General features: G+C 55.8%; 17 protein-coding genes and 1 pseudogene. 4 read left to right on the forward strand and 14 right to left on the reverse strand.

The window, feature by feature from the left end:
• Window positions 1-26: 26 nt before the first annotated feature.
• The gene (locus ACLGE8_RS04725) at window positions 27-722 is read right to left on the reverse strand and encodes a pirin family protein (RefSeq protein WP_035892157.1); all 696 of its coding nucleotides are present in this window, start codon (window positions 720-722) and stop codon (window positions 27-29) included.
• A 121-nt stretch (window positions 723-843) separates the two neighbouring features.
• A complete protein-coding gene (locus tag ACLGE8_RS04730) occupies window positions 844-1,881 on the reverse strand; it encodes an oxidoreductase (RefSeq protein WP_410996829.1) in 1,038 nt (345 codons plus the stop codon).
• A 259-nt stretch (window positions 1,882-2,140) separates the two neighbouring features.
• Between ACLGE8_RS04730 and ACLGE8_RS04735 the strand changes: the two genes are divergently transcribed.
• A complete protein-coding gene (locus tag ACLGE8_RS04735) occupies window positions 2,141-2,812 on the forward strand; it encodes a bactofilin family protein (RefSeq protein WP_410996831.1) in 672 nt (223 codons plus the stop codon).
• A gap of 197 nt (window positions 2,813-3,009) precedes the next feature.
• Entirely contained in the window at window positions 3,010-3,501 is a 492-nt protein-coding gene (yhhY, locus tag ACLGE8_RS04740) for an N-acetyltransferase (protein WP_410996833.1), read from the forward strand.
• 118 nt (window positions 3,502-3,619) lie between these two features.
• Here yhhY and ggt read toward each other — a convergent pair whose 3' ends face one another.
• Complete coding sequence (gene ggt, locus ACLGE8_RS04745; RefSeq protein WP_410997123.1) at window positions 3,620-5,362, reverse strand: gamma-glutamyltransferase; 1,743 nt, start codon at window positions 5,360-5,362, stop codon at window positions 3,620-3,622.
• 122 nt (window positions 5,363-5,484) lie between these two features.
• On the opposite strand from ggt, the pseudogene ACLGE8_RS04750 reads away from it, so the two are divergent.
• Window positions 5,485-5,790 (forward strand): annotated as a pseudogene (locus ACLGE8_RS04750) (DUF2756 family protein); the annotation flags it as partial.
• An 8-nt stretch (window positions 5,791-5,798) separates the two neighbouring features.
• On the opposite strand, the gene ugpQ reads toward ACLGE8_RS04750, so the two are convergent.
• The 10 genes from ugpQ to livK form a co-directional block, all read right to left on the reverse strand.
• Complete coding sequence (gene ugpQ, locus ACLGE8_RS04755) at window positions 5,799-6,539, reverse strand: glycerophosphodiester phosphodiesterase (RefSeq protein ID WP_410996835.1); 741 nt, start codon at window positions 6,537-6,539, stop codon at window positions 5,799-5,801.
• Entirely contained in the window at window positions 6,536-7,606 is a 1,071-nt protein-coding gene (locus ACLGE8_RS04760; RefSeq protein WP_123650888.1) for a sn-glycerol-3-phosphate import ATP-binding protein UgpC, read from the reverse strand. Before ACLGE8_RS04760 ends, ugpQ begins: the two co-directional genes overlap by 4 nt.
• A 2-nt stretch (window positions 7,607-7,608) precedes the next feature.
• Window positions 7,609-8,454 (reverse strand): sn-glycerol-3-phosphate ABC transporter permease UgpE, encoded by an 846-nt coding sequence (ugpE, locus tag ACLGE8_RS04765; RefSeq protein ID WP_410996837.1) that lies wholly within the window; start codon window positions 8,452-8,454, stop codon window positions 7,609-7,611.
• Window positions 8,451-9,338 carry a sn-glycerol-3-phosphate ABC transporter permease UgpA gene (ugpA, locus tag ACLGE8_RS04770; protein ID WP_035892166.1) on the reverse strand — a complete coding sequence of 296 codons (888 nt, stop codon included), beginning with the start codon at window positions 9,336-9,338 and terminating at the stop codon, window positions 8,451-8,453. The genes ugpE and ugpA overlap by 4 nt, the downstream gene beginning before the upstream one ends.
• 151 nt (window positions 9,339-9,489) lie before the next feature.
• Window positions 9,490-10,806: a sn-glycerol-3-phosphate ABC transporter substrate-binding protein UgpB gene (gene ugpB / locus ACLGE8_RS04775; protein ID WP_410996839.1), complete on the reverse strand. Its 1,317-nt coding sequence runs from the start codon at window positions 10,804-10,806 to the stop codon at window positions 9,490-9,492.
• 286 nt (window positions 10,807-11,092) lie between these two features.
• Window positions 11,093-11,806 carry a high-affinity branched-chain amino acid ABC transporter ATP-binding protein LivF gene (gene livF, locus ACLGE8_RS04780; protein WP_410996841.1) on the reverse strand — a complete coding sequence of 238 codons (714 nt, stop codon included), beginning with the start codon at window positions 11,804-11,806 and terminating at the stop codon, window positions 11,093-11,095.
• 1 nt (window position 11,807) lies between these two features.
• Window positions 11,808-12,575, reverse strand: a complete 768-nt coding sequence (gene livG, locus ACLGE8_RS04785; RefSeq protein ID WP_220440225.1) for a high-affinity branched-chain amino acid ABC transporter ATP-binding protein LivG — start codon at window positions 12,573-12,575, stop codon at window positions 11,808-11,810.
• On the reverse strand, window positions 12,572-13,852 hold the full coding sequence (gene livM, locus ACLGE8_RS04790; RefSeq protein WP_410996843.1) for a branched chain amino acid ABC transporter permease LivM: 1,281 nt from the start codon (window positions 13,850-13,852) through the stop codon (window positions 12,572-12,574). The genes livG and livM overlap by 4 nt, the downstream gene beginning before the upstream one ends.
• Window positions 13,849-14,775, reverse strand: coding sequence for a high-affinity branched-chain amino acid ABC transporter permease LivH (gene livH, locus ACLGE8_RS04795; RefSeq protein WP_035892178.1), 927 nt, complete (start codon window positions 14,773-14,775; stop codon window positions 13,849-13,851). The genes livM and livH overlap by 4 nt, the downstream gene beginning before the upstream one ends.
• 55 nt (window positions 14,776-14,830) lie before the next feature.
• Complete coding sequence (gene livK, locus ACLGE8_RS04800; protein ID WP_410996845.1) at window positions 14,831-15,940, reverse strand: high-affinity branched-chain amino acid ABC transporter substrate-binding protein LivK; 1,110 nt, start codon at window positions 15,938-15,940, stop codon at window positions 14,831-14,833.
• Window positions 15,941-16,384: 444 nt separating this feature from the next.
• On the opposite strand from livK, the gene panM reads away from it, so the two are divergent.
• The gene (panM, locus tag ACLGE8_RS04805) at window positions 16,385-16,768 is read left to right on the forward strand and encodes an aspartate 1-decarboxylase autocleavage activator PanM (protein WP_410996847.1); all 384 of its coding nucleotides are present in this window, start codon (window positions 16,385-16,387) and stop codon (window positions 16,766-16,768) included.
• A gap of 143 nt (window positions 16,769-16,911) precedes the next feature.
• On the opposite strand, the gene livJ is transcribed toward panM, so the two are convergent.
• Window positions 16,912-18,015, reverse strand: coding sequence for a branched chain amino acid ABC transporter substrate-binding protein LivJ (livJ, locus tag ACLGE8_RS04810; protein WP_185667360.1), 1,104 nt, complete (start codon window positions 18,013-18,015; stop codon window positions 16,912-16,914).
• Window positions 18,016-18,354: the final 339 nt, after the last annotated feature.

Raw genomic sequence — 18,354 nt, forward strand, 5'->3', positions numbered from 1 at the left:
AGGTTGCGCGATTTATTTAAGCCGGATCAAACTGGCGGCAGATCGAAGAGTAAAATTTCACTTTCGCTATCCGCGTGAACGGAAATTGCCTGCTCGTCCCAAATCGCCAGGCCATCGCTGGTGGTGGCTTTGGTGCCGTTGATGCTCACTTCGCCTTTCACCACCTGAATCCACACGCGGCGGTCAGCGGCAATCTGGTGCACCGACTGTTCGCCTTTCGCCAGCGCCCAACGGTACAGTTCCATATCCTGATACACCTTCAGCGAGCCTTCACGGGCATCCGGTGACAGCACCAGCTGTTTGCCCTGCAGGGCGTCGAAACGGCGCTGTTCGTAACGCGGCGTGATGCCGGTTTTTTCTGGAATGATCCAGATTTGATACAGGTGCAGCTTATCGGTGGCGCTCGGGTTGTACTCAGAGTGACGAATACCGGTACCCGCACTCATAATCTGGAACTCGCCCGCCGGAACCTGCTCTTTGTTACCCATGCTGTCCTGGTGCTCAACGGCGCCTTCCAGAACATAGGTCAGGATTTCCATGTCTTTGTGCGGGTGAGTACCGAAGCCCTGGCCGGCGTCAATCACGTCATCGTTAATCACGCGCAGTGCCGAGAAGCCCATGTAATTCGGATCGTAGTAATCGGCAAACGAGAAGGTATGCCAGGAATCCAGCCAACCATGATTCGCATGACCACGTTCATTTGCTTTGCGTAAGAAAATCATTTTTTACCCCCTCATGTTTTCGATGAAACAAGTTTGGACGTAAACCGGTCAGGATGATAGTGGGTGAAAATTGACTCCTCTGTTCAAAAAATATGAACAAGAACAGAGGAGCCAGAGAGGCTTATTTGGCGAGGCTTATGGTGGCAGGCGCTGGCTGTTCAAAGGCGCGTTCGAGCAGTTCCATATTGGTGAGAGCCTCAGTTTCCTTGACGAAATTCGGCATGCCGTTTGTCAGCGTCTGGTACAGCGCATCGTATACGCGACCGTAGTCACCGCGCTCCGCCTGCCACTGCTCTTTCACCGTCTCTCCGGCCTCGTTAACGTACTCCAGATAAGCGACCGAATCGTCCGCCGCAAAGTTGGCATCGCCCGGCATAATGCCCGCTTTCAGGCTGGTTTCCTGCTGGTCGATACCGTATTTCACAAACGACCCTTTGGTGCCGTGAACGATAAATTTCGGGTAATCGATTTTCACCAGATGGCTGGTTTTGACGATCGCTTTCAGGTTGCCGTAGTAAAGCTGCGCTTCAAAGGTGTCATCCGGGTTAGCCGGGTTACGCAGGCTGCGGATGTCATAGGAGGCGTGATCCGGGCGGCCGAACAGCGAGATAATCTGGTCCATGGTATGCACGCCCAGGCCATAAAATGCGCCATCCTGCGGGCGGCCCGGCTGAGTTGGCGATTCCGGGCGGTAGTAATCAAAGTGGCTTTCCACTTCCACAATCTCACCCAGCTTGCCGCTCTCAATCGCTTTTTTGGCGGTCAGGAAGCAGGAGTCAAAACGGCGGTTCTGATACGGTGACACCGTCAGCCCCTTGCTTTTCGCCAGCGCAAACAGCGTTTTCGCTTCGGCAAGCGTTGGGGTGAACGGCTTTTCCACCAGCACGTTTTTGCCCGCTTCCAGCGCCTTTTTCGCGTACTCGAAGTGGCTATCGGCGTGAGTACAGACCACCACCAGCTTCACCTGCGGGTCGTTCAGAATGTCATCCAGCTCGCTAGTAAAGTGAATATGCGCGTATTGCGGCGCCTGCTCGTCCGGCTTCGGGCTGCGGCGATAGATATGGGCGACCTGCCAGTCGGCTTTACGTTCGAGGACATAAGGAAGGTGGTAGCGGGTGGCGCTTTTGCCAAAGCCAATAAAGGCGCAGTGTAGGGTCATGGTTCAGTCCTTTTGAAATGTTTGCCGAACACCATAGCGCACCTTGCAACGAAATAAATCCCCCACGCGGCTAAAAATAGCTCGAAATAATACGTTATAGCCCGCCTATAAGATTCACCAATAAATTCTGCAAAAATAACAAGTTAAATTCCGAAAAAGATCCTGAATCGTTGACCGTGCCGGGCAAATTCTGGATAAGGGTGCCAGTGAAACAAAGGAATCTTTCACGCCCGTATCCCGCTAACGGAGTTGCCACGAATTGCTCATAGGAAGAGAATTTCTTGCCGTCAATTGCGCCATTATTTTCTGGCTGCTCGCCCTGATAGCCTGGTTCTTCAACGTCCCCTCGTTGGCGTATTTATCCGGCGCGTGCACCCTCTCCTCTTTCATCACCCATATCAAACTTAATCAGGCCAATCACATGTTTAAAAAGAATAAATCTGCAGACGTTTCCCCTGTCACCTCACCCACGTCGCTCCCTGGCGAAGAAAAAGAACCGATCGGCGCCAAAAAGCAGGACGCAACGGTGGTCGCCAGCAACGTATGCTTTGAGGGCAACATCGCCTCAAACGGGCATGTCTATATTTACGGTTCACTGAAGGGCAACATCGAGGCCGCAGAGGGGCTGATAAAAATCATTCATGGCGGCCTGGTCGAGGGCAACATCAACTGCCGCGAACTGATTATCGACGGTAGCGTGGTGGGGCAATGTAGCAGCCAGTCGTTGGAGATCGCCGAAAACGGCCATGTCGTCGGCACTATCGCCTATCACACGCTGGCGATTAAAAAAGGCGGTAAATTCTCCGGCCAGGCTGAGATCCTGCCCGCAGAGACGAAGAAAAATAATACGTACAGTTTGGCCCCGCAGCCAGCAGCCTCTGGAGACACGGCCAAATCTGCAGAAAAAAATGACAAAAAAAAGCCAGCTTAAAGCTGGCTAAAGTAATACTGGAAGCAATGTGAGCAATGTCGTGCTTTCAGGTTCTCCGCAAGGACGCCCTGAATGCAGGACAATAATAATCATTCTCATTCGCACTTGTCCAACGTTTTTTGCAAAAAAAGCCAATTGACGCACATTTCAAAATCAATGATGTTAAAAGGGACTTTTAAACCACAAAGGAAAAGAGAATGAGTGACATCGTGATTCGCCACGCTGAACCTGAAGATTACGACGCAATCCGTCAGATCCACGCCCAGCCGGAGGTGTATCACAACACGCTACAGGTCCCTCATCCTTCCAGTCATATGTGGCAAGAGCGGCTAGCCGACCAGCCCGGCATCAAACAGCTCGTCGCCTGCATCGATAAGCAGGTGGTTGGGCACCTGTGCATCGCCGTTGCCCAGCGTCCTCGCCGCAGCCACGTCGCCGATTTCGGTATTTGTGTCGACGCTCGCTGGCAGAACCACGGCGTCGCCAGCGCGCTGATGCGTACCATGATTGATATGTGCGACAACTGGCTGCGCGTCGACCGCATCGAACTGACGGTGTTTGTCGATAACGCACCGGCGGTGGCGGTTTACCAGAAACATGGGTTTGAGATTGAAGGCACGGGCCGGAAATATGGGCTGCGCAATGGGGAATATGTGGATGCGTATTTTATGGCGCGGGTGAAGGGGTAGCCCTCACCCTAACCCTCTCCCAAAGGGAGAGGGGATCCTATGGTGCTGCTTGTAAATCAGTAATCTAGCCTGCCTTTCTCCCTCTCCCTTTCAGGGAGAGGGTCGGGGTGAGGGTAAACTAGTACCCCGCCGTCAAATCATCCGGCGAGCGCGGGTCTGACGCCCCATAGAGCGTCCCGTCCGGGTCCACCATAATGCTCTGCGTGCTGCCCATCGCCTCTTTCACCGCCACCTTCTGCCCCTTCGCTTCCAGCAGCTTCAGCGTATCCGGGCTAAACCCTTTCTCAACCCGCAGCTCGTCCGGCAGCCACTGATGGTGGAAGCGCGGTGCGTTGGTGGCTTCTGCCACGTTCATACCGAAGTCGATGGAGTTGACCACCATCTGTAGCACCGTGGTGATAATCCGGCTGCCCCCAGGGCTACCGGTCACCAGCCACGTTTTCCCGTCTTTCACCACAATGGTTGGCGACATCGACGACAGCGGACGTTTCTTCGGCCCAACCGCGTTGGCATCGCCGCCCACCAGCCCGTAGACGTTCGGCACGCCCGGTTTGGCGGAGAAGTCATCCATTTCGTTATTCATCAGAATGCCGGTATTACCCGCTACGATACCGGTACCAAAGGTGGTGTTGAGCGTGTAGGTCACCGCCACCGCGTTACCATCTTTATCCACTACCGAGAAATGCGTGGTCTGGTTGCTTTCGTACGGTGCCAGTTTGCCCGGCTTAATCTGGCTGGACGGTTTGGCCTTGTTGATATCAATCTGATCAGCAATAGATTTGGCGTAGGCTTTGTTGGTCAGCGCCTGCCATGGCACCTTCACGAAGTCCGGGTCGCCGAGGTATTCAGAACGGTCGGCGTAGGCGTGCTTTTCAGCCTCCGCCATCAACTGCATCGCATCGGCGCTGCCGAAGCCGTATTTGTGCAGGTCGAAGTTTTCGAGGATGTTGAGGATCTGCACGATATGAATTCCGCCGGAAGACGGCGGCGGCATTGAAAAGACTTCGTAGCCGCGGTACTCGCCGCTAATCGGCGTACGCTCAACCGCTTTATAGTTTGCCAGATCCGCTTTGCTCATCAGGCCGCCGTTTTTATGCATCTCTTCGGCAATCTGGTCGGCAATCGCCCCTTTATAGAAGGCATCAGGTCCGTTTTCGGCAATCAGCTCCAGGCTTTTCGCCAGATTAGCCTGCACCAGCTTGTCGCCTTTTTTCAGTGGCTCGCCGTCTTTCCAGAAAATAGCTTTACTGTTGGCGTGATTCGGCAGCACTTCACTGCCATAGGTTTTAAGATCGTCGGCCAGCGCGTCGTTGACCACAAAGCCATCTTTGGCGAGCTTAATCGCCGGGTGAATCACTTTATTGAGCGGCATCGTGCCGTACTTCTCCAGCGCCAGCGAGAAGCCCGCCACCGTGCCCGGCGTGCCGGAAGCCAGATGCGAGGTCAGTGATTTTTTACTGTCTGGATTGCCCTGGTCATCAAGGAACATGTCGCGGGTCGCCTGCTCAGGGGCCATCTCACGGAAATCAATCGCCGTGGTTTTGCCGTCTTTGGTCCGCAGCATCATAAACCCGCCGCCACCGATATTCCCCGCCTGCGGGTGTGTGACCGCTAGCGCATAGCCCACGGCGACTGCCGCATCCACGGCGTTACCACCCTGCCGCAGAATCTCAACGCCCACGCGCGTGGCGGTAGCATCAACCGAAGCCACCATACCATGCTGGGCACGTACGGGATGGAATACATCCTCCTCAACGCCGTAAGAAACCGGCGGCGGTGGAGGAGCAGAAATCGCGCTAAAACAGCTTCCTGACAGCAGAGCAGCAAGGGCTACCCGGCGTAAAAACGTCGGTATTATTATCATCATCATTCTCCAGAGCGTACGGTGAGTTCCCCACTAAGCCTGGTTCATAATGCTGAAATAATCCTCGTTACGATGGGAAAGGAGTAAACTTAAGCGATCCCCTACACGGAGGAAAGACGATGAAACGATTACTGATTCTGGCGGCACTGCTGCCGTTCACCGCGCTGGCCGCGCCGCTGAACGTCGACAACAACCCGAATAAGCCGGGCTATGAGATCCCAAGCCAGCAGCGAATGCAGACCCGTATGCTCAATCAACAGCAGCAGCAATCCAGCATGCTGAACCAGCAGCGCAAGGTGCAGACGCAGCAGCAACAGCAGCATCTGCAAAACCAGCTGAACGCCAACCAGCAGCGCGTTCAGCAGTCGCAGCCGGGCATGCTAAATCAGCAGCAACCGCTGCCCAATAGCAACGGCGGCATGCTGAAGCAGTATTAAGGCTGGAAGTCTGGGCCGATGATATCAATCGCATCGGTACAGATGCAGTCCACACCCCAGCGCAGCAGCTCGGCGGCGCGCTGGGGGTTATTCACGGTATAGACCAGAATCCGCAGCCCCGCGTCACGCAACGCATCGACCCGCGCTTCATCCAGCAGACGATGGTTGAGGTGAATCGAGACGCAGCCCAGACGCGTCGTCAGTTCACGCCAGTCGTCCCGCCACTCATCCAGCAGTAAACCGCGTGGTAGTTCCGGTACGGCAAGCTGGGCGGCTTCCAGCGCATCAATTTCAAACGACGACAGCAGCGGTGGGGTCATATCGGCCCACAGTTCGCGGGCAGCCAGCGCCACTACTTTGCCGGTCAACGGCCCGCTGCCGGTGGTCGGTTTAATTTCGATATTCGCCATCATGCCGTGCTGGCGGCAGCGTTCAGCCACCTGCGACAGCAGCGGCAGCGGTTCGTCCTTAAAGCTGCTGTTAAACCAGCTTCCGGCATCCACGCGCAGCAGATCCTGCCAGCTCAGTTCACCCGCTACGCCCCAGCCGTTGCTGGTGCGTTCGAGGTTGTCGTCATGCAGCAGGAAAATCTGCCCGTCTTTCGACAGCTTGGCATCAAACTCAATCATGGTATGACCGTAGCGTGCGCCAACGTCAATCGCCGCCAGGGTGTTTTCCGGCGCTAACTTACCGCCGCCACGGTGGGCGACGATGTGGGGATAAGGCCAATTGCTCATACGCGTAATCCTGTCTCACCTTCAAAGAGGTGCAAATGATCGTCCGGCAGATGCAGCCACAGCGTGGTGCCCGCGGGCGGACGCTGTTGGTGCGGTAGGCGCACCACCATTTTCTGTTCACCAAAGCGGCCATGGGCCAGGTTGTCAGCGCCGAGGATTTCCAGCGTATCCATCACCAGCGGCACGCCGCCTTCGGCCTGCGAGCTTAGCGCAATATGTTCCGGGCGGATACCCAGCGTCATGCGGCGACCGGCATATTCACGTTGAGAAGCGGGCAGCGGCAGCTGCATGCCGTTTTCCAGCACAAAGCGCGAGCCGGACTCATCAATCTGGCCGTCCAGCAGGTTCATCGCCGGGCTGCCGATAAAGCTCGCCACAAAGCGGCTGGCCGGTTTCTCATACACTTCCACCGGCGTGCCAATCTGCTCGGCAATGCCTTTGTTCATCACCATCACTCGCTGGGCGAGGGTCATCGCTTCGACCTGATCGTGGGTGACGTAGAGAGAAGTGGTTTTCAGACGACGATGCAGCTGTTGCAGCTCAAGGCGCATCTGCACGCGCAGCTTGGCGTCGAGGTTGGAGAGCGGTTCGTCGAACAGGAACACCGCCGGGTCACGCACGATAGCGCGCCCCATCGCCACGCGCTGGCGCTGGCCGCCGGAAAGCTCGCGCGGGCGGCGCTTCAGCAGGCCATCCAGTTCAAGAATACGCGCCGCTTCCTGTACTTTTTCGGCAATGTGCGCTTTGCCCATGCCGCGAATTTTCAGCCCCCAGGCCATGTTCTCTTCCACGCTCATGTGCGGGTAGAGCGCATAGTTCTGGAACACCATCGCAATGCCGCGATCCTTCGGTTCCATTTCGGTGACGCGCTTGCGGTCAATCCAGATGTCGCCGCTGGTCACGCGTTCAAGCCCCGCCACCATGCGCAGCAGCGTTGATTTTCCGCAGCCCGACGGGCCGACCATTACAATAAATTCCCCGTCTGCCACATCCAGCGTCAACGGTTGAATGACCTGGGTTTTACCGTCCCAGCTTTTGGTTACTGCCTGTAGTTTTAAACCAGCCATTTTTATTTCTCACTATCGACCAGGCCGCGCACAAAGGCACGCTGCATGGCTAAAACGATAACAACGGGGGGAATAAGGGTGAGCAGCATCGCCGCCATCACCTGGTTCCACTGCGTGGTGCCTTCACCGGTAGCGATCATCCCTTTGATGCCCGCCACGGCGGTGCCGAGGTTCACGTCGGTAATAATCAGCAGCGGCCAGAGATACTGGTTCCAGCCGTAGATAAAGGTGATGACGAACAGCGCCGCGAGGTTGGTTTTCGACAGCGGCAGCACGATGTCGCGGAAAAAGCGCATCGGCGAAGCGCCGTCGATACGCGCCGCTTCAATCAGCTCGTCCGGCAGGGTCATAAAGAACTGGCGGAACAGGAAGGTGGCGGTCGCCGACGCCATCAGCGGCAGCGTCAAACCGGCGTAGCTGTCGAGCATCTTCAGGTTGGCAATGACCTCAACCGTCGGGAAGATACGCACTTCCACCGGCAGCATCAGGGTGATAAAGATCATCCAGAAGAACAGGTTACGCAGCGGAAAACGGAACCAGACGATGGCGAAGGCGGAAAGCATCGACACCGCAATTTTGCCGACGGTAATGGCGAAGGCCATGATGAAGCTGTTGAGCATCATCAGCCAGAACGGCGCGCTATTCACCCCGACGCCGTTGACCCAAATCGCCTTCATATTCTCGAACAGATGGCTGCCAGGAATCAGCGTCATCGGCGTTTCGAACACCGCTTTGTTATCCAGCGTCGCCGCCGTAAAAGCGACGTACAGCGGAAACAGGATCACGATAATCCCGAGGATCAGCATGGTGTGGCTGAATATCGTCAGCCCGCGACGGTTCTCAATCATTGGTAGCGCACCTTACTTTCCACGTAGCGGAACTGCACCACGGTCAGGATGATGACGAGGAACATCAGCACCACCGACTGCGCCGCAGAGGCCGAAAGATCCAGCCCGGCAAATCCTTCACGGTAAATCTTATAAATCAGCGTGGTGGTGGCCTGCACCGGGCCGCCCGCCGTCGCGGCGTCGATCACCGGGAAGGTGTCGAAGAAGGCGTACACCAGGTTAACCACCAGCAGGAAGAAGCTCACCGGTGCGATCAGCGGCAGCGCCAGCTTGAAGAAGCGGCGAATCGGGCCTGCGCCATCGATAGCGGCGGCCTCGACCAGCGAGCGCGGAATAGATTGCAGCGCGGCAAAGAAGAACAGGAAGTTGTAGCTTATCTGCTTCCAGACCGAGGCGAAGACCACCAGGAACATGGCCTGACCGCTATTCTGCGCGTGGTTCCAGTCGTAGCCGAACTCGCCGAGGAAGTGGGTAATCAGCCCGCGTCCTGGGTTAAACAGGAAGATCCACAGTACGGCGGCAACGGCAGGCGCGACGGCGTAAGGCAGCAGCATCAGCGTCTGGTAAAGACGGCTGCCGCGCACCACATAGTCCACCAGCGCGGCGAAGAACAGCGAGACCAGCAGGCCGCTTATCGTCACCAGGCCGCTGAACTTGATCGTCGTCCAGAAGGAGTCGAGATAGTAGCTGTCGTGGAACAGCGTGACGAAGTTATCCAGGCCAACGAACTGGCTGGAGAGACCAAACGGGTCAACGCTTTGCAGTGAATACCACAGCGCTTCGCCGGCGGGCCAGATAAAGAAGATAACGGTGATAATCAGCTGCGGGGCGACCAATGCGTAAGGCAGCCAGCGCGATTTAAACACCGGACGGGATGATGACATAGTTAAACTCTGAGTTGGTTTCCCCTCACCCCGGCCCTCTCCCCAAAGGGGCGAGGGAGAAAATACCGCTCGGTTCACTCTATACCAGACGGTGCCGAACGGTCCCCTCTCCCCTATGGGGAGAGGGTTAGGGTGAGGGATTAGTCAATGATTAAGACTTGGTCGATTGCTCGAAGCGACGCAGCAGCTGATTCCCGCGCTCTACCGCAGAGTCCAGCGCCTGCTGAGGCGTTTTCTTACCGGTCCAGACGCTTTCCAGTTCTTCATCCACAATGGTACGAATCTGCGGCATATTGCCCAGACGCAGCCCTTTAGTGAACGGCAACGGTGGCTTGTTCAGCATCTGACGCGTGGCGATGTCGGCACCTGGGTTCTTGTCATAGAAGCCCTGCTGACGAGTCAGATCGTACGCGGCGGTTGTGATTGGCAGGTAGCCGGTTTTCTGGTGCCATTCGGCAGCAATTTCAGGCTTCGTCAGGAACTCGAGGAATTTCGCGACGCCGGTGTAGGTTTCTTTGTCTTTACCCTGCATCACCCACAGGCTCGCCCCGCCGATGATGGCGTTCTGCGGCGCGCTTTTCACGTCAGCATCGTAAGGCATCATGCCCACGCCGTAGTTGAATTTAGCGTACTGACGGATATCCGCCAGCGAGCCAGAAGAGGCGGTGGTAATGGCGCAGTCGCCGTTGTAGAACTTCTCGGTGGACTCATCTTTACGGCCGAAGTAGCTGAAATCACCCTTCTTGTTCAACTCTTCCAGCAGCGCGATGTGTTTCACCTGCTCTGGCTTGTTGAACTCCAGCACAGCGTCGGTACCGTCAAAGCCGTTGTTTTTGGTCGCAACCGGCAGGCCGTGCCAGGCGCTGAAGTTTTCAATCTGGATCCAACCCTGCCAGCCGCTGGCGTAGCCGCACTTCATACCGGCTGCTTTCAGCTTCGCGGTATAGGCCGCCAGATCCTGCCAGGTTTTCGGCGGCTGGTTCGGGTCTAAACCGGCTTTCTTGAAGGCGTCTTTGTTGTAGTACAGCACCGGAGTGGAGCTGTTAAACGGTTGGGACAGCAGGTGCCCGGTTTTGGAGTCGGTGTAGTAACCGGAAACCGTCGGCACAAACTGAGATTCATCGAACTTGATACCGGCATCATCAAATACCTGGTACACCGGCTTAATCGCTTTTGACGCCATCATGGTGGCGGTACCCACTTCGTACACCTGCAGAATTGCCGGGGCGTTGCCGGTACGGAACGCGGCGATACCGGCGCTCAGGCTCTGCTCGTAGTTGCCTTTGTACACCGGCTGGATTTTGTAATCCGGGTTGGCGGCGTTAAAGCGCTGCGCCAGAGAGTCAACCTCTTTACCCAGCTCACCTTCCATTGAATGCCAGAACGGAATAGTGGTCACCGCCATAGCCTGACCTGCGAATGCCAGACTCATTGCCAATCCTAAAGCTGTATGTCGTAACGATATCATCGGTTATCTCTCTTTTTGTGCCGGGATGCGCGATATCACGCGTTTTATGTTCGCGGGGGTAACATGACATGCTCGAATGACAGAAAAATAACTTTTTTATTACAAAAAAAAGATAGTAAGGCGACAAAGGGATGGCAAGGCGGTGACGGTTCTAAGAAGGGAAAGTGGGAGCTATGACACGTATAGGGAAACGCCGGATGGCGATGCGAACGCATCTTATCCGGCCTACGGGTAACGGTAGGCCGGATAAGGCGTTTACGCCGCCATCCGGCATTGTTGCTGTAAATTAACCGCCGAGATACGCGCTGCGCACCGCTTCGTTCGCCAACAGCGCATCACCGGTGTCTTCCAGCACCACGTGACCGTTTTCCAGCACGTAGCCGCGGTCGGCAAGCTTCAGCGCCTGGTTGGCGTTCTGCTCGACGAGGAAGATGGTCATGCCCTGCTTACGCAGTTGCTCGATAGTGTCGAAGATCTGCTGAATGATAATCGGGGCCAGCCCCAGAGAAGGCTCATCAAGCAGCAGCAGGCGCGGCTGGCTCATCAATGCACGGCCAATTGCCAGCATCTGCTGCTCACCGCCGGACATCGTGCCCGCACGCTGAATTCGACGCTCAAGCAGGCGTGGGAATAGGTCATACACCCACTTGATGCGCTCCTGGAACTGATCGCGGTCGGCGAAGAAGCCGCCCATCGCAAGGTTCTCTTCCACCGTCATGCGCGAGAAGACGCGACGCCCTTCCGGGACAATCGCTACCGCTTCACGCATGATTTTCGCCGTCTGCCAGTCGGTAATGTCCTTATCATCAAAGACAATACGCCCGCTGGTGGCGCGCGGGTCGGCGCACAGGGTGCCGAGCAGCGTGGTTTTACCCGCGCCGTTGGCGCCAATCAGGGTAACGATTTCGCCCTGATTGATATGCAGGCTGACGTCGTGCAGCGCCTGAATCTTGCCGTAGTGGGCGCTGACTTTATCAAACGATAACATCACTTTATCCATTTTATGCCTCACCCAGATAAGCGCGGATCACGTCCGGGTTGTTGCGGATCTCTTCCGGCGTACCGTTCGCCAGCGGCGTTCCCTGATTCACCACGTAGATGCGATCGGAAATGCCCATCACCAGCTTCATATCGTGCTCAATCAGCAGGATAGTGGTGTTGTGATGGTTACGCAGCTCGGCAATCAGTTCGTCCAGCTCTTTGGTCTCTTTCGGGTTAAGGCCCGCCGCCGGTTCGTCGAGCATCAGGATTTCCGGCTGCGTCACCATGCAGCGAGCAATCTCCAGACGACGCTGGTCACCGTAGGCCAGGTTACTGGCCTGACGGTTAGCGTGCTCTAACAGACCGATACGCTCAAGCCAGGTCGCGGCGCGGTCCAGCGCTTCGCTCTGCGCACGCTTGAACGACGGGGTTTTCAGCAGGCCGGAGAAGACCCCGGTCTTCAACTGCTGATGCTGTGCCACCAGCAGGTTTTCAATCACCGTCATTTCGCGGAACAGACGCACGTGCTGGAAGGTTCGCACCACGCCCATACGGGCAATCTCCTGACCCGGCAACCCTTCCAGGTGCTGGTCACGCAGCATAATGGTGCCGCCGGTCGGCTTATAGAAGCCGGTCAGGCAGTTAAAGACCGTGGTTTTCCCCGCGCCGTTCGGGCCAATCAGGGAGACAATTTCCTGAGGATGCAGCTCCAGCGCCACGTTGTTGACCGCCAGCAGGCCGCCAAAACGCATCATCAGGCCGTTAACGGATAATAATGGCTGACTCATGCCTGCTCTCCTTCTTTCGTTTTCCCGTTTTTCAGCTTGAGCTGCGGACGGGTCATCGGCAGAAGCCCCTGCGGACGCCAGATCATCATCAGAACCATCAAACCACCCAGCATCAGCATGCTGTATTCGTTGAAGTCACGCATCAGCTCGCGCGACACCACCAGCAGGACGGCGGCGAGAATAACCGCAAACTGCGAGCCCATCCCACCCAGTACCACAATCGCCAGCACGAAGGCCGACTCGGCAAAGGTAAAGGATTCCGGGCTGACAAAACCCTGACGCGCAGCAAACAGCGTACCGGCAAAACCGGCAAACGCGGCGCTGATGGTAAAGGCTGTCAGCTTGATGCGCGTTGGGCTCAGGCCCAGCGAGCGACAGGCAATTTCATCTTCACGCAGCGCTTCCCACGCGCGGCCCAGCGGCATACGCAGCAGGCGGTTGATGACAAACAGGCTCAACACCACCAGCAGCAGCGCCACCAGATAAAGGAAGATAACGCGGTCGGACGGGTCATACTTAACGTTAAAGAAGTTGCTAAAGGTATCCCAGCCACCTTCGCGGGCGCTACGACTGAACTCCAGGCCGAAGAAGGTCGGTTTCGGGATCTGGCTGATGCCGTTCGGCCCGCCGGTCACTTCGGTGTTGTTGAGCAGCAGGATACGGACGATTTCGCCGAAGCCTAAGGTCACAATTGCCAGATAGTCACCGCGCAGGCGCAGTACCGGGAAGCCCAGCAGGAAGCCCGCCGCCGCCGAGACCAGACCTGCGATTGGCAGACAGGTCCAGAAGCCAAGACCGTAGTAGTGGTTCAGCAGCGCGAAGGTGTAAGCACCGATGGCATAGAAGCCGCCGTAACCGAGCACCAGCAGGCCGGAAAGCCCCACCACCACGTTCAAGCCAAGGCCAAGGATGATGTAAATCATGGTCAGGGTGGCGATATCGACCGTGCCACGTGAAACCATAAACGGCCACGCTACGGCGATCACCAGCAGCGCCACCAGGAACAGCTTCTGTTTAACCGTCGAGCCGTCAATGGCAGGCAGAATAAACTTCGGCCCGGAGACGCTTTTCAGCCCCTTCTGGAATAATGGGCGCAGCATCTGGAAGAAAAAGACCACCGCGGTGCCGATAAAGATCCACTGCCAGCGGATATCCGCCGCGCTGCCCACCACCAGTTTGGTACCGTCGAGCTGCAGCTGAACGCCCATAAAGACGCCAGCCAGGACAAAGAACATCGCCGCCGACAGCAGCGCCATCGCAAATTGCATCGGTTTCATACTTTCTCTACCTCCGGGCGGCCCAGGATACCGGTCGGCATCACCAGCAGCACCACGATCAGCAGCGCGAACGACACAACGTCTTTATATTCGGTGCTCAGATAAGCAGAGGAGAGCGCTTCCGCGATACCGAGGATCAGCCCGCCAATCATCGCCCCTGGAATGCTGCCGATACCGCCGAGAACCGCTGCGGTGAAGGCCTTCATCCCGGCCATAAAGCCGATATACGGGTTGATAACGCCGTAGAACTGCCCCAGCAGCACGCCCGCCACCGCCGCCATCGCCGCGCCAATGACAAACGTCAGGGCAATCACGCGGTCGGTGTTAATGCCGAGCAGGCTCGCCATTTTCAGGTCTTCCGCACAGGCGCGACAGGCGCGGCCCATGCGGGAGTAGCGAATAAACAGCGTCAGCGCCAGCATGGCAACGAAGGTCACAATCCAGATAACCAGCTGCATGGTAGTGATGGACGCGGAGAAGTTTTCGCTGCTGCCGACAATCCACTGACCGTTAAACAGGCTCGGCAGTGCGATATCGCGCGAGCCTTCGGTCAGACTGACGTAGTTCTGCAGGAAGATGGACATCCCGATGGCGGAGATCAGCGCAATCAGACGCTTGGAGCTACGCACCGGGCGGTAGGCCACGCGTTCAATGCTCCAGCCGTAGGCGCTGGCAATCACAATCGCCCCGATGAATCCAGCCGCCACCAGAAGCCAGCCGGTGTCGATGCCCATCATCATTAATGCGGCGATAATCATAAAGGAGACATAACTACCGATCATGTACACCTCGCCGTGGGCGAAGTTGATCATACCGATAATCCCGTACACCATGGTGTAACCGATGGCGATCAGTGCATAGGTGCTTCCCAGCGTAACGCCGTTAAACATCTGCTGCACAAAATAGAGAACCTGCTCTGACATAAATTAGCCTTTTGCTACCCCTGCGGGTCTACGCCCGCCAGGGGAATAATGAAGGTTACTTCGCCACGGTGGATGAGCCGTCGGCATGCCACTGGAAGACCCCAAATTCAAATCCTTTAAGATCGCCTTTGTCATCCCAGCTCAGCGGCCCAATCACGGTTTTCGCACCGTTTGCTTTTAAGTCTTTAATCAGCGCCTGCGGGTCATCGCTACCGGTACGCTCCATGGCGGTCGCCAGTGACTGCACGGCAGCGTAGGTGATCCAGACGTACGGACCGGTTGGATCTTTCTTCTGCGCTTTCAGGGCATCGACGATAGCGCTGTTTGCCGGATCCTGGTCATAGCGTTTTGGCATGGTCACCAGCATGCCTTCCGCTGCGTTACCCGCAATGTTCGACAGTGAAGCATTACCCACGCCTTCAGGCCCCATAAACTGCGTTTTCAGGCCAACCGCGCGTGCCTGGCGCAGCATCTGACCCATTTCCGGGTAGTAGCCACCGTAGTAAACGAAGTCGATGTTCTCTTTTTGCAGGCGAGCAATCAGCGCGGAGAAATCTTTTTCACCGGCGGTAATTCCGTCGAAGAAGACGATATTGGCTTTGCCCGCTTTCAGCCCGTCCTGCACGGAACGCGCCAGGCCTTCGCCGTACTGCTGCTTGTCGTGAATGATAGCGATGCGCTGTGGCTTCACTTTATTCAGGATGTAGTTCGCCGCAGTTGGGCCCTGTGAGGAGTCCAGACCGGCGGTACGCATGATGTAGTGATAGCCACGCTGAGTCAGCTCAGGGTTGGTTGCGCCCGGAGAGATCATCAGAATGCCTTCGTCTTCATAGATGTCAGACGCAGGCTGCGTGGAGGAGGAGCAGAGGTGGCCAATCACGTATTTGATGCCGTCGTTAACGATTTTGTTCGCGACCGCCACCGCTTGTTTCGGGTCACAGGCATCGTCGTACTCAACGCCGACCAGCTTGTCACCTTTAATGCCGCCTTTGGCATTGATGTCTTTAATGGCCTGGCGCGCGCCGTTGAATTCCATATCGCCCCACTGGGCAACCGGGCCGGACATCGCACCGACAACCGCTACCTTAATATCATCTGCCATCGCCGCGTGAGACATAGCCAGCGCGATCATCCCTGCGATTACTGTTTTTGTATTCCTTTTCATACTTCGGGATCCCCATTCGTGATGTCGTATTTACACGTCGTGGCGTGCATATATTTTGTTGTGTGGTGGTTAAAAAGCATTCTGTACTTTTAATATACAACGCTACTTTTGCCATTATCTTTAATGAGTTAGCGCAGCTTTTTGGCTAAAAACAGACTAAATTCTCTATTTTTCAGTCTATTAAGAAAAGATAATATTCTGATTTTCGCCATAGATAAACAAAAAAAAGCCCATATAACAGCATAAAATAACGATACATTAAGCCGAATAAAACGCTGGTTTTTAGGTTAAAGTTCTGACTATTTTTCGATCCATGATGTTTCAAACTGTCTGCATGGATATCGAAAAATTAATCCCCTACTGAACAAGCCAAAAAAGAGAAAGCGTCCGGCAGAATAAATTGAGTACACTGGCCACCATTTTCGAGATTTGAGCAAACTGCCCATGAAGCTGACCATCATTCGTTTAGACACCTTTAGCGATCAGGACCGCATCTGCCTCGGTAAGATCTGGCCCGCTCAGACCCCCAACGAACAGCACCTTGATGAGAACCATCGCCTGTATGCCGCCCGTTTTAACGAACGCCTGCTGGCAGCGGTAAAGGTGACACTCAACGGTAGCCAGGGGACGCTTAACGATCTGTGCGTACGCGAAGTCACCCGCCGCCGCGGCGTGGGGCAGTATCTGGTCGAAGAGGTGATGCACGATAACCCGCAGGTCAGCCGCTGGACGCTGAGCAAAGCCGGCGCGGAAGAGAGCCTGGAAACGGCCGCATTTGCCAAAGCGATGGGCTTTACGGTGCATGCTGAGGGCTGGGTTCGAGGATAGTGCCGAACCCGGCGTCGGCCGGGCTACATCTCGTGTAGGCCTGATAAGCGCAGCGCCATCAGGCAGCGCTGCACACATTGCCGGATGGCGGCATACGCCTTATCCGGCCTACATTTTATGCGGCTCCGTCGCGCAATAATCTCTTACTTCGCGTCGGTCGCCGTACCGTTAGCGTGCCAGTTAAAGATGCCGAATTCGAAGCCCTTCAGGTCACCTTTCTCATCCCACGACAGCGGACCCATAACGGTATCCACGGTATTGGCTTTCAGGTATTTCGCGATCTCAGCCGGATCGTCAGAGTGGTTCAGACCTGCCTGCAGAGACTGCAGCGCCGCGTAGGTAGTCCACACGAACGCACCGCTTGGATCTTCTTTCTTCGCTTTGATCGCATCTACGATTGGTTTGTTCGCCGGAACCTGGTCGTAGTTCTTAGGCTTAGTCACCAGCAGGCCTTCCGCAGAATCACCCGCGATGTTAGACAGTGACACGTTCGCCACGCCTTCCGGCCCCATGAACTGAGTTTTCAGGCCAGCAGCACGCGCCTGACGCAGGATCTGCCCCATTTCCGGGTGATAGCCGCCGAAGTAGACGAAGTCGATGTTCTCTTTCTTCAGACGCGCCACCAGGGTGGAGAAGTCTTTCTCACCGGCGGTGATACCGTCGAAGAAGACCACGTTCGCGCCACCTTTCTTCAGGCCATCCTGCACCGCACGGGCCAGACCTTCACCGTACTGCTGCTTATCGTGAACCACCGCGATGCGCTGTGGCTTCACTTTCTCGAGGATATATTTTGCCGCGGTTGGGCCCTGGTCAGAGTCCAGACCGGTGGTACGCAGAATCAGCTTATAACCACGCGCGGTCAGCTCAGGAGCCGTTGCCGCCGGGGTGATCATCAGAATACCTTCATCTTCATAGATATCAGACGCAGGCTGTGTAGAGGAGGAGCAGAGGTGACCGATAACGTATTTGATCCCGTCATTCACCACTTTGTTCGCTACCGCAACCGCTTGTTTCGGGTCACAGGCGTCATCATATTTTACGATTTCCAGCTTATTGCCCTTGATACCGCCCTTGGCGTTAATGTCGGCAACCGCCTGAGTCGCACCGCTGAACTCCTGGTCACCGTACTGCGCAACCGGGCCGGACATCGCGCCAACAACAGCAACTTTAATATTTTCTGCTAATGCCATATTGCTGAATGCCAGCGCAATACATCCTGCCAGTAACGCTTTACCCTTCATTTTCATCCTGAGGTTCCCCATTGTTATGGTTGTTGCATTTGTTGTGATGTTGTTATTTAGCACATTATTCTTATATCAGCCGTAGACTAAGTATAAGATATTAATATTAAGGGATGCCGCCTGTGCTTTTTCAGCATACTCTGCTAAAACATACCCCATTTTTGTGGAATTGAAACGTTAAATTTGACGGATTTGTAACGCAAAAATGACAAAAAAAAGCCACTCATCGGAGTGGCTTGGGTGTTGGGTGCAGCGCCGCCGGGAAGTACTCAAGTGCCCGGGGTACAAGAAGCGGATTGCGTTACCATACGCACCACAGCCCAGTAGCGGTGATGGCGGAGGACA

It is taken from the genome of Kluyvera sp. 142486, assembly GCF_046569695.1.
Lineage (GTDB): Bacteria > Pseudomonadota > Gammaproteobacteria > Enterobacterales > Enterobacteriaceae > Kluyvera.